Origin of the sequence: Achromobacter sp. ACM05 (assembly GCF_019218915.1) — a bacterium.
In the GTDB taxonomy this organism is placed as follows: Bacteria; Pseudomonadota; Gammaproteobacteria; order Burkholderiales; family Burkholderiaceae_B; genus Achromobacter; species Achromobacter animicus.
In genome coordinates, this window is sequence record NZ_JAHUWQ010000003.1 from 615638 (window position 1) to 626969 (window position 11332).

Below are 11332 nucleotides of genomic sequence, written 5' to 3' on the forward strand. Positions count from 1 at the left end.
GCGGACCGCGGCGAATCCGCTGCGGCCTTGGCCGGCCTCTGCGAGCACGCTGCGGTTTTCCTTTGGAGTCTCGTGGGGCTGCAGCGCGGGTGAGGGTTAGGCGCAAGTGTGCAAGACCGTGCCGGCCGGTATGATCGGCGGGTCCGTCATCCGGACGGCCAGCCCGTCCCCGAACTTCGTCCGCCATCGCCTCCGACTCCCATGCCGTCCGCCGAGTTTCCCGACGATTTCCAGACCCTGCGCCTGTCCGCCAGCCGGATGTCCCAGGCGCATTTGCCGTTCATGATCGAAATGCACGCCAATGCCGACCTGATGCAGTCCATGGGAGGCACGCGCGATGCGGCGGCCAGCCGGCGCTACGTGGCACAGAACATCGTCCACTGGACCGAGCATGGCTATGGCATGTATGTGCTGCAAGACCGCGACACGGGCCGGCCCGCGGGCCGCGCGGGGTTGAAGGTGTCCACTGCGCCGGGGCGGGCCAGCGTTGAACTGGCCTATGCCTTGCATCCCGACTGCTGGGGCAAGGGTTTCGCGCCGGAGATTTCGCGTGCGCTGATCGGGCTGGGGTTTCGGCTGTTGCCCGTCGACGTGCTGGGCGCCGTGGCGCTGCGTTCAAACCTGGCGTCGCAACGCGTCATGGAAAAGACCGGGTTGCGTTATGTCGGCATGACCGGCGACGCGCCGGAGCCCAAGGTCTGCTACGAAATCCGCCGCGCGGACTGGCGCAAGCGGGAAGGCGTGTGAGCGCGCGCGACGTGCCCGAGCTGGGTGCGCGGCGCTAACATGACGCGATGAGCACGAAGAAACCGACTGGCGGGAAGTCGAGCCCCGCCGCAATTTCGGGCGGCGACCCGCCGCCTGTTCCGCCCGAGCGTCCCGCGCCTGACGAATGCTGCAACAGCGGGTGCATTCCCTGCGTCTATGACCTTTACGACGAAGCGATGGACCGCTACCGCGAAGCGCTGAAGGCATGGCGCGCGCGGCACGAGGCGCACGGCAACTGAAGCGGATGCTTCAGCCGGCAAGCTTCATGTGGATGATGGGAAAGGGACGGCCCGAGTCGTCGTAGGCCGAGCGGCCCACGTCCTGAAATCCGTAGTGCTTGTAGAAGCCATGCGCCTGCGGATTCTGCTCGTTCACGTCCACCAGCAGCGTGCCGTGCAGCGATCGCGCAAAATTCAGCAGGCGGCGGCCAGCGCCTTTGCCTCGCTTGTTGGCATCCACGAACAGCATCTCGACCTTGTTGCCGGTCAGACCCATGAAGCCGGCCACTTCGCCGGCATCGTCCTCACAGACCCAGACCCTGACGGACGGCAGGTACGTGTTCAGCACCTGCGGGTACATGGCCTGGATTTCCTTTTCAGTCAGAAAAGTGTGGGTGGCGCGCACCGAACGGAGCCAGATGTCCACCAGGGCCAGATCGTCGCCGTGGTTGCGTTCTCGGATTTTCATTTTCTTGTTGCTTGGGTGTCAGACACCGGTAAGCCGCTAAAGCCCGGCGCGATACAGGTCCGTGGCTGCCAGGACGGTTTCCATCTGCACAGTATGCGCGAAAACGAATCGGTCTCCGTAGACCGTTTCATCCGGAAACTCCGAAATCAGCGCCATGGGTAGTTCCTCGCGATCGGTCTCCGTGACCTGCACGGGGATGCCGTTAAGCACGTCAAAACCCTTTTCGAGCGCATGGGCATGAAAGAGTTCCAACTGCCGCGCGTTGAACTCCACCAGCCCCGGCACGTTGCACGCCAGCCGCGCGGTAACGCCTTCGATCAACCGCTGAGCGCGGTCGGCCCATCCCGGATGATGGCGCAGGACCAGGAAGAACCCCTTGGGAATGGTCCACAGCTCGAAGTGGCGCGGCAGGTAACCCGACAGCGGACGCGTCCATTCGTGCGCGGGATAGCCATGCAGGTTGATATGCAGCTGCGCGCCGCTGATCGCATGCGCCTGGTGACGGCCGTCACGTTCGAAAAACGGCGCGCGTTCGCGGTAGGCGATGTCGTCGCCCAGCGCGCTGTAGCGCGACGCGTGCAGCATGTGGCGCGGGTGGTGCTCGCGCAGCCGGTTGAAGAGCGCATAGCCGTCCGGGTTCTCGGAGGCGATCAATGCGAAATGCGCGTCGCCGCGTGCGGCCAACGCCTCGGCCGCACGCAAGGCGCCCACGACACCAGAGGTTTCGTTGGCATGCTGCGCGCCGGAAATGAAGACGGCCGGGCCCGACCCGCGCACATAGGTGCCCAACACGGGTCGGCCTTGACGTGACACGGCTTGGAAGGTGTCGCCGCCAAAGGCCGCCATGCAGCCGGCGATCTGCGCGGCCGACAACGGCTCGCGGGCTTGCGCCAGCGGACCGGGAAGCGCGGCCGGCGTCACGGGAGCGACCGGGGCGAAGGGCTCCACCGAGATCTGCACGCGCGGCGCGCCGTCGTGACGGCGGATGTCGGGAATGATCTGGCCGGGTTGCAGGCCGCGGTCGCCGGAGGGGCGGCCGGAATGCTGCTGGAAGTGCTCCAGCAGCGAGAAGTAGATGTCCTCGTGCAGCGCTTCGAACGTGCTGACGATTTCCTCGTCCACCGGCAGGGCGAAGTCGATGCCGGGCAGATCCACGCGGATTTCCAGCCGGTCGAAATACGGCTCGTGCGCACCCCACGTGTGGTTGCGAACCGTGTCCAGGATGCTGCGAAAGAGCAACTGGTACTCGGTGGCCTGCGCGGCATCGGTCTGCACGGCGCCGCTGGCGTCCTGCACGCGCAGCCAGCCGGTAGGCGACAGCTCCGGCGTGCCGTCCGGCGCATGCCCAAGCTGGTTCGGCGCGAACACGCGGGTGGCGAGCGTGCGCCCGTCGGCATACGCCAGGCGCACGTCGTAGTGCAGGTCGTCGGCGCCGGGCAGCATCGTCACGCGCACGTCTTTCAGCAACGCCACGAGCGGGTAGGCCTCCAGCGTGAAGCGCTTGGCCTGCGCGTGTTCGTGCAGCGGATAGCGGATCTCGGCCGAGACCAGGCCCTCGCGATCCACCTCTTCAAGGAAATAGTGCACGAGCGGTTTGTACGCGCTGCGAAAGCGCGCCGTCACGCCCGCCTGCTCAAGCTTGGCCTGCGCGGCGCGCCGGGCGTCCACGCCTTCGAACACCCAGCCTTCCACGACAGCGCCACGCCATGCCGGCGCCATGTAGGCGTGTGTCCAGGCGTCCAGCGTGCGATCGAAACTCTTGTCCAGCAACGACATACTCAACATTCCTTCCGGCCCGTGGCGCGGATCGATTCTTCAGACCTTGCCGGTCGGGTCCAGGCGGTCGCGCAGCCAGTCGCCCAGCAGGTTCAGGCCCAGCACCGTCAGCATGATGGCCAGGCCGGGAAACACGCTGACCCACCAGGCCGTCTGCATGTACGTGCGGCCGTCGGCAAGCATACCGCCCCAGCTCGGGATCATGGGATCCACGCCCAGGCCCAGGAAGGTCAGGCTGCTTTCCAGCAGGATGTTGTTGGCCACGTTCAGCGTCATCAGGATCACCAGCGGACCCAGCAGGTTGGGCACGATGTGGTGGCGGATCATCGCCAGGTCGCGCACCCCGAAGGCGCGCGCGGCCAGCACGAACTCGCGCTCGCGCAACGCCAGCACCTGCGCCCGCACCAGGCGAGCGTACTGCACCCATTGCGACACGATCATGAAGAAGATGACGTTGAACAGCCCGCCGCCCAGGATGGCGATGAACGTGATTGCCACCAGGATGAAGGGCAGCGCCAGCTGCACGTCGGCAAAGCGCATCACGATCATGTCCCAGAAGCCGCGGTAGTACCCGGCGATGAGACCCATCACGATGCCCAGCAGCGCGCCGCCCAGCACCGAGGCAAAGCCCACCAGCAGCGAAATCTTGCCGCCGACGATCACGCGGGCCAGTACATCGCGGCCCAGCGGATCGGTGCCGAAGGGATGGGCGGCCGACGAGAACGGGGCCATCAGGCGGGCGGCCAGGTCCATCGATTCGCCGCCGTCCGGAAACAGCCAGCCGGATGCCAGCACCAGCAGGACCATGACGCCGGTCAGAAGCGCGCCCAGCACGAATTCGAGCGAGCGGTAGCGGCTGCGCGGCTTCATGGCCTTGGGGGCGGCGGGGGAAGTGGTTGTCTGCATGATGCTCAGCGCGTGCGAATACGGGGATCGACAATGCCGTAGGCGATGTCGACGATCAGGTTGACCAGGACGATAACGGTGGCCAGCACGGTGACCGTGCCTTGCAGAACGGGATAGTCGCGGCCGGAAATGGCGTCGAAGGCCAGCGTGCCCAGCCCGGGCCAGTTGAAGACCATCTCGATCACCACGATGCCGCCGATCAGGCCACCGAATTGCAGGCCCAGATACGTGATCAGCGGAATGGCGCAATTGCGCAGCGCATGCTTGTACAGCACGATGCGCTCTTTCAGGCCCTTGCTGCGCGCCACCATGATGTATTGCGCCGACAGCGTTTCCAGCATCGTCGTGCGCACCAGCCGGATATTGGTGGCGCTGAGAATGATCGCCATGGTCAGCGACGGCAGCACCAGGCTGGCCGGCCCGCTCCAGCCGGACGGCGGCAGCAGCGGGAAAGTAATCGACAGCAGCAGCACCAGCATCAGCGCCAGCCAGAAATTGGGGAAGGACAGGCCCACCAGCGACAAGATGCGGATGGCCTGGTCGGTCGCCTTGCCGCGCTTGATCGCCGCCTGGATGCCCAGCGGCAGCGAAATCAGGATGGACACGAGGAGCGACGTGAACGCCAGCATCAGCGTCGCGGGCAGCGCATCGCCGATCAGCTTGGCGACCGGCGTGCCGCCCATGAAGCTGCGCCCGAAATCGCCATGCAGCAGCCCCTGCATATACGACAGATATTGTTCGTGGAACGGCCGGTTCAACCCGAGCGCCTGCCGGATGTTGGCCAGGTCCTGTTCGGTCACGCTGCCCGACCCCTGGCTCAGCATCAGAGCAGGGTCGCCGGTCAGGCGCACGGCATAAGAAACAAGCAGCGTCACGGCCACGATCACGAAGACGGCCTGCAACACGCGTTTGATGAGAAATCCGGTCATAAGGCGCCGCCCCGGCTTGCACCGGTGCGGGAAAAGGGTGTTAACGCGGCATCGATTCGCACCGATGCCTCAACGGAGCACATCCCAGCGGGATGCCGCGGATCCGGGCTCCGCCGGTCCGCAGGCATGCCCCTGGGGGAAGCGCGAAGCGCTCGGGGGGGACTTACTATTCGGGGACTTACTCAATGGCGGTTTCGACGAAACGGAAGCGGATGTCGCCGGGGACTTCAAGTTTCTTCACGCGCTTGTTCACGCCCACGATCGTGTTCAGGCTGTACAGCGGCAATTCCAGCGCCTGATCGGCCACGTAGGCGGCGATCTCCTGCAGCATACCTTCGCGCTTCTTCACGTCATAGACCGTGCGCTGCGCTTCCAGCATGGCGTTCAGCTTGGGGTCGTTGTCGTACGGATTCCACTTCTGGCCCGAGTGGTACATCAGGTACGCGGTGTTGTCGTAGTCGTACGTCCAGCCGCCCCATTGGTTCTGCCACATTTCGCCGGTCTTGCCGCCGGGGATGATGTCGTTGAGCAGCACGCCGGTTTCGTACGGCTTGATGGTGGCGCGCACGCCCACGCCCTGCAGGTAGCCCGACACGGCCTGCGCGACTTCGCGGAAGTTCGAATCGCTGCCGCGCACGTCGATCTGCACCGTGGCGCCCGGCTTCACGCCGGCGGCGGCCAGCAGCTTCTTGGCTTCGGCGGGATTGAAGGGCAGGGGCTTTTGCTCGGGGTTGAAGCCAAACGACTGCGGGCCCTGGAAGCTGGCGATCGTCTTGGCCTGGCCCAGCAGCAACTGCTTGACGATGGCGTCGCGATCGACCGCCATGATCAGCGCGCGGCGCACGTCGCGGTGCTGCGTGATGCCGTTCTTGGTGTTGTAGCGCAGCGCGAAGGCCACCGGACCGCCCGTGGAAATCACGTCCGCATTGCCCGACTTCTTCACCGTTTCGATCAGGCCCAGCGGGATCAGCGTGGCGATGTCGATGCGGCCGGCCTGCAGCTCGGCGACCTGCGTGCCGGGTTCGCCGATGAAGCGGTACACGACCTTGTCCAGCTTCGGCTTGCCGCCCCAGTAGTCATCGTTACGCGCCAGCGTCACGTTGACCTTGGGCTGGTAGCTGTCGAACTTGAACGGACCGGTGCCGACCGGGTGCGTGTTGAAGTTGTCTTCGCCTTTCTCGGTGATGTACTTGGGCGGCACGATCATCGCGCCGTAGCCTGCCAGCTTGGTCAGCAGCACCGGATCCGGCTGCTTCAGGATGAAGTCGACCGTGTACTCGTCCACCACCTTGACCTCGCCGATCGAGTCGTAGTTCGACTTCTGCGGGCCCTTGGCGCCTTCCGCGCCCAGCAGGCGCTCGAAGGTGAACTTGACGGCTTCGGCGTTGAAGGGCTCGCCGTTGTGGAACTTGACGCCTTCACGCAGCTTGAAGCGCAGACGCTTGTTGTCGTCCAGGTATTCCCAGCTGGTGGCAAGACCCGGCTGCAGCTTGAGGTCTGCGCCGCGCATGGTCAGGCCGTCGTACAGATTGCTGCCGACCGATCCCCAGAACGTCACGAAGGTGTCGATCGGATCCCAGCTGCCCGGATCCTGGTTGATGGCCACGTTCAGCGTGCCGGCGGCCTGCGCCGTCGAAACGGGCAGCGCGGCGGCGAGGGCCAGGGTCAGCGCGGTGGCGGAGAGGGTGGTGCGAAGGAATTGCATGGTCGCCTCCAGGGACGGGAAATCGGGTCGGACCGACGGATGAAAGAGGTTCAGGCGGCGCGGGCGACCTGATGGCCGGGCGCGAACTCGAAGAGGGGAACGATGGCAGGCTCATCGCCAACCCGGCGCACCGGGCTGGGGATCTCGCCTTCGATCAGGGACGTGTCGATGTGGCGGCCGGGCTCGGCCACCGGCACCGCAGCCAGCAGCTTGCGCGTGTAGGCATGCTGCGGCGATTCAAAGATCTGGCGGCGCGTGCCCAGCTCGACGATCTGGCCCAGGTACAGCACCGCGACCCGGTGGCTGACCTTTTCCACCACCGCCATGTCGTGCGTGATGAACAGATACGACAGCCCGCGATCCTTTTGCAGATCCATCAGCAGGTTCAGGATCTGCGCCTGGATCGACACGTCCAGCGCCGACACCGATTCGTCCGCAATGATCAATTTGGGATTGCTGGCCAGCGCGCGCGCGATGCACACCCGCTGGCGCTGGCCGCCCGAGAACTCATGGGGATAGCGCGTGGCGTGTTCGGGCTTCAGTCCCACCTGTTCCAGCAGCTCGCCCACGCGGCGCGCGATGGCGTCTTCACCGGTCAGCAGGCCATGCGTGCGAATCGGTTCGGCGATGCTGAAGGCCACGGTCTTGCGCGGATCCAGCGACGCATACGGATCCTGGAAGATGTACTGGATCTCCTGGCGCAGGCGCTGCCGGCCCGCGCTGTCCATCGAAAAAATATCCTGCCCGTTGTAGCGAACCGCACCGGAAGTCGGCGCCACCAGCTGCTGCAAGGTCTTGCCGATGGTGGACTTGCCGCTGCCGGATTCGCCCACCAGCGCCAGCGTCTCGCCGGGATAGACGTCAAAGCTGACCTGCTCCACCGCATGCACGCGGTGCGTCACGCGGCCGAACAGGTTGTGGCCCACGTCAAAACGCGTGGTCAGCTTGTCCACGCGCAGCACGGGTTCATCGTAGGAGGCCGTGTCCTGCTCGCGGGTCTCGCCCACCTCGCGCAGCGTGTCGCCTTCCAGCACGGTCTGCGGCGTGCGCAGCGGCAGGTCGCGGCCAGTCAGGCTGCCCAGACGCGGCACGGCGGCCAGCAGCGCGCGCGTGTACGGATGCTTGGGCGCGTTGAAGATGTCTTGAACGGTGCCTTGCTCGACTTTCTTGCCGCGCAGCATCACGACCACATCGTCGGCCATCTCGGCCACCACGCCCATGTCGTGGGTGATGAAGATAACGGCCGTGCCCAGGTCGCGTTGCAACTCGCGGATGGTGTTCAGGATCTGCGCCTGGATGGTGACGTCCAGCGCCGTCGTCGGCTCGTCGGCGATCAACAGACGCGGCTGGCACGACAGCGCCATCGCGATCATCACGCGCTGGCGCATGCCGCCGGACAACTGGTGCGGATAACGGTCCAGCAGCTGTTCGGCGTCGGGCAGGCGCACCTTTTCCAGCAGCTTGCGTGCAGACTGGCGCGCCGCGGAGCGTGACAGCTGCTGGTGCAGCATGATGGCTTCGACGATCTGGTCGCCGATCGTGAACACCGGGTTCAGCGACGTCATCGGCTCCTGGAAGATCATCGCGATGTCGTTGCCGCGAATCGCTCGCATCTGTTCGTCGTTGGCCTGGGTCAGATCGACCTCGCGATCGTCGCCGTCACGGAACAGGATCTGACCGGTCGAAATGCGCCCGCCGTTGTAATCGGTCAGGCGCATGATCGCCATCGACGTGACGGACTTGCCGGAACCGGATTCGCCCACGATCGCCAGCGTGCGGCCGGGCCGCACGTCGAAATCCAGGTTGTCGACGGCGCGAAAGCCGCCGGTGTCGGTATTGAAGTCGACCGAGACGCCGCGCACGGACAGCAGCGGAGCGGAAGAAGAAGCGGTGGTGCTAGACAACGTGGATTCTCACAGCGAGGTGGCGGCGCGGGCAGCCTGGTCGTACAGGCCCGAGAGGGCGCGCAGGGTGTTGGCCAACTGATGGCTGGCGTCGTCTGCGGCGGGGGAGTCGATGAACGGCTTGACGAGGCACTGCTCGCGCACCTCGGCGTAGCGCTGGATCGCGGCCGCGCCGGCGTCGGTCGTGGTGTAGATCACTTCCTTGCCGGTCTTGGCGCTTTGAACGACGCCCAGACGCTCCAGCTTCTTGAGCGAATAGTTCACCAGATGGGTGTCTTCGACATTCAGGGTGAAGCAGATGTCCGCCAGTTTCTTGCCCCGGCCCCGATGGAACACGTGGTTGAGCACCAGGATGTCCAGCGACGTGAGTTCGGGCAGTCCCGCGCAGGCCATGCAACGCACCATCCAGCGATTGAACGCATGCGACGCGATGATCAGGCCGAATTCGACCTCGGACAGCTCAGGAGCGGACGAGGCGAGGTGGGAAGACGAAACGATGGCGTCCCGGACGGATACAGGCATGGGTGAGTCAGGCAAGGGGACGGATCGGCGACAAAACGTTGGTGAATTATTGACGATTTGTGATTATGCGGGCATCCGGGATAACCCGGCCCGAGTTTTCGGATTTCTCTGATTTGTGCGGTCCCTGCCGCGAATTACAAAGGCGCTTGATGTAAACGCGTGGGTTCGATTTCGATCTCGTTTTGTTACGGAAGCGAGTTCCGCTTCTGAGAAATATCAATAAAAGCTGGCAACGTGAGCCTTAAGTACAACAACCAAGTGGCTTGGTCGCCAAAATCAATACTGAAACAATAGATATACATTGTCATAAAACGTATTGATCGGCAAAATTACCACCCAATTCGGATATCAGGAGATGACGCGCGGCGGATGGCCGTTGGCGTCCAGTCGTATGAGCGGATCGCAGCACTTTCAGCAGGCAGGGTTGATATTGGCGGCGATCATCGCGCTGGCGTCCGCAGGGTCAGCATCGGCCCAATCGGCGCCCGAAGCGGCCCAGCGCGCCGCCGAAATCCAGCGCCGGCAAGAGCAGGAAATCGACGCGCAACGCGCCCGCGCAGCCGAGCGGCCCGACGTGCTGTCGGCGCCGTCTGCCGATCCCGCGCGCGGCCTGGTCCTGCCCGCTGAAACGCCCTGCTTTGCCATTCGGGAAGTGATCTGGGAGGGCGCAGAACCTTCAGAGCGCCTGGCCAGCGCCACGGCGGCCGTCCTGGGCGAATGCGTCGGCGGCCGCGGGCTGCGTGCACTGCAGGAACACCTGATCGGCTTGCTGATCGACGACGGCCTGGTCACCGCGCGCGTCGTCGTGCCTGAGCAGTCGCTGGCGGCCGGGACGTTGACATTGAAGTATCTGCCGGGCCGCATCTCAGCCGTCCAGAGCCAGGACGCCATTGGCTGGTGGCGCACGGCGCTGCCCACCGGCCCGGGCGGCGAACTGAACCAGCGCGACCTGGACCAGGCGCTCGAGAACATCCGCCGCCTCGGCAGCCAGGCCGACGCCGCCATCGACATCGCGCCGGGGCCTGAACTGGGCGACTCCGACATCCTCATCAAGCCCGGCACCGGCAAGCGCTGGCACGGCTATCTGGGCGGCGACAACGGCGGTATGGACACCGTCGGCAAGTACCAGATCAATGCCGGCCTGACGCTGGATTCGCCGCTCTTCCTGTACGACCAGCTATCGGTCTCCTGGAACAGCAACGCCCACTGGCGCGACACCGACTCCAACACGCGCGCCGCCTCCATCAACTACAGTCTGCCGTTCGGCTACTGGACCGTCTTTGCGGGCGCGAGCAAATCCACCTATCGCCAGACGGTGGCCGGCTTTGAAGAACCCATCGTCTATGGCGGCACCACCAAGCAGATCCAGGCGGGCGTGTCGGTCGTGCCGTACCGCGGCACCGCCTACAAGGGCAATCTGTCGCTCACCATGCTGCGCAAGCGCACGGATAGCACCCTGAATGACGTAGCCATCGACGTCCAGCGCCGCGACGTCACCGGCTACGAGATCGCCTACGGGCATCGCCATTACGTCGGCCGCGCGGTGCTCGACATCGGCGGCGGCGTGCGCGGCACGTTGCCGCAGTTCTCCGACGCACCCGGCTACGTCTACGGCGATCCTGACTGGAATGGGCGCAGCACCATCCTCACCGGCAATGCGGGGCTGTATCTACCGTTTCAGATCGCCGAGCAATCCCTTGCCTATCAGGCCAACTGGCAGATCCAGCACGCTAAGACGGCCATCCTGCCCGCCGACTATTTCACGATCGGCAACCGCTACGCCGTACGCGGCTTCGACGGCCAGATGACGCTCGCCTCCGAAGACGGCTGGACGCTGCGCAATGACCTGTCGTTCAACCTCGACGCGTTGACCGGGCTTCCCGGACAGCAGATCTACACCGGCGTCGACGTGGGCCGCGTGGGCGGCCCGTCCGCCGCGTATCTTTCCGGCCGCACGCTGGTCGGCGCCGTCGCCGGCCTGCGCGGACGCCTCTCCATCCCATACGTCAACGCCAGCTACGACCTGTCCGCCGGCTGGCCGTTGAAGAAACCCGAATCGCTCAAAACCGCATCTACCGTCTTCGCGATGGCCTTGATGTTCGAGTTCTAAATCCGCTGTTTCCCGTCAGGTGCGC

10 protein-coding genes are annotated in these 11332 nt (G+C 65.0%); 3 read left to right on the forward strand and 7 right to left on the reverse strand.

Going from position 1 to position 11332, the window contains the following annotated elements; translation table 11 throughout:
- Positions 1–201 precede the first annotated feature (201 nt).
- Together KW836_RS21295 and KW836_RS21300 are read left to right on the forward strand one after the other, a co-directional pair.
- Positions 202–747, forward strand: a complete 546-nt coding sequence (locus tag KW836_RS21295; protein WP_175123560.1) for a GNAT family N-acetyltransferase — start codon at positions 202–204, stop codon at positions 745–747.
- A 47-nt stretch (positions 748–794) separates the two neighbouring features.
- Entirely contained in the window at positions 795–1007 is a 213-nt protein-coding gene (locus KW836_RS21300) for an oxidoreductase-like domain-containing protein (protein ID WP_218344685.1), read from the forward strand.
- A 10-nt stretch (positions 1008–1017) separates the two neighbouring features.
- Here the strand turns inward: KW836_RS21300 and KW836_RS21305 are convergent, their stop codons facing one another.
- The 7 genes from KW836_RS21305 to KW836_RS21335 all read right to left on the reverse strand — a co-directional run bounded on the left by KW836_RS21305 (position 1018) and on the right by KW836_RS21335 (position 9197).
- The gene (locus KW836_RS21305; RefSeq protein WP_175123558.1) at positions 1018–1455 is read right to left on the reverse strand and encodes an acetyltransferase; all 438 of its coding nucleotides are present in this window, start codon (positions 1453–1455) and stop codon (positions 1018–1020) included.
- 36 nt (positions 1456–1491) lie between these two features.
- The gene (locus KW836_RS21310) at positions 1492–3231 is read right to left on the reverse strand and encodes a peptidase M14 (protein WP_218344686.1); all 1740 of its coding nucleotides are present in this window, start codon (positions 3229–3231) and stop codon (positions 1492–1494) included.
- 39 nt (positions 3232–3270) lie between these two features.
- Entirely contained in the window at positions 3271–4137 is an 867-nt protein-coding gene (locus KW836_RS21315; RefSeq protein WP_175123556.1) for an ABC transporter permease, read from the reverse strand.
- Between the two features lie 5 nt (positions 4138–4142).
- Positions 4143–5066 carry an ABC transporter permease gene (locus tag KW836_RS21320; RefSeq protein ID WP_175183897.1) on the reverse strand — a complete coding sequence of 308 codons (924 nt, stop codon included), beginning with the start codon at positions 5064–5066 and terminating at the stop codon, positions 4143–4145.
- 178 nt (positions 5067–5244) lie between these two features.
- Positions 5245–6771 carry an ABC transporter substrate-binding protein gene (locus KW836_RS21325; RefSeq protein ID WP_218344687.1) on the reverse strand — a complete coding sequence of 509 codons (1527 nt, stop codon included), beginning with the start codon at positions 6769–6771 and terminating at the stop codon, positions 5245–5247.
- Positions 6772–6821: 50 nt separating this feature from the next.
- Positions 6822–8675, reverse strand: a complete 1854-nt coding sequence (locus tag KW836_RS21330; RefSeq protein WP_255596035.1) for a dipeptide ABC transporter ATP-binding protein — start codon at positions 8673–8675, stop codon at positions 6822–6824.
- A 9-nt stretch (positions 8676–8684) separates the two neighbouring features.
- Positions 8685–9197 (reverse strand): winged helix DNA-binding protein, encoded by a 513-nt coding sequence (locus KW836_RS21335; RefSeq protein ID WP_054415947.1) that lies wholly within the window; start codon positions 9195–9197, stop codon positions 8685–8687.
- Between the two features lie 391 nt (positions 9198–9588).
- On the opposite strand from KW836_RS21335, the gene KW836_RS21340 reads away from it, so the two are divergent.
- Positions 9589–11307, forward strand: coding sequence for a ShlB/FhaC/HecB family hemolysin secretion/activation protein (locus KW836_RS21340; RefSeq protein WP_218344688.1), 1719 nt, complete (start codon positions 9589–9591; stop codon positions 11305–11307).
- Positions 11308–11332: the final 25 nt, after the last annotated feature.

Bases quoted from the DNA above. Each gene is read 5' to 3' on its own strand.
- KW836_RS21340 (WP_218344688.1), top strand. From the start codon at position 9,589: ATGAGCGGATCGCAGCACTTTCAGCAGGCAGGGTTGATATTGGCGGCG.
- KW836_RS21305 (WP_175123558.1), bottom strand. From the start codon at position 1,455: ATGAAAATCCGAGAACGCAACCACGGCGACGATCTGGCCCTGGTGGAC.
- KW836_RS21315 (WP_175123556.1), bottom strand. From the start codon at position 4,137: ATGCAGACAACCACTTCCCCCGCCGCCCCCAAGGCCATGAAGCCGCGC.
- KW836_RS21295 (WP_175123560.1), top strand. From the start codon at position 202: ATGCCGTCCGCCGAGTTTCCCGACGATTTCCAGACCCTGCGCCTGTCC.
- KW836_RS21300 (WP_218344685.1), top strand. From the start codon at position 795: ATGAGCACGAAGAAACCGACTGGCGGGAAGTCGAGCCCCGCCGCAATT.
- KW836_RS21325 (WP_218344687.1), bottom strand. From the start codon at position 6,771: ATGCAATTCCTTCGCACCACCCTCTCCGCCACCGCGCTGACCCTGGCC.
- KW836_RS21320 (WP_175183897.1), bottom strand. From the start codon at position 5,066: ATGACCGGATTTCTCATCAAACGCGTGTTGCAGGCCGTCTTCGTGATC.
- KW836_RS21310 (WP_218344686.1), bottom strand. From the start codon at position 3,231: ATGTCGTTGCTGGACAAGAGTTTCGATCGCACGCTGGACGCCTGGACA.
- KW836_RS21335 (WP_054415947.1), bottom strand. From the start codon at position 9,197: ATGCCTGTATCCGTCCGGGACGCCATCGTTTCGTCTTCCCACCTCGCC.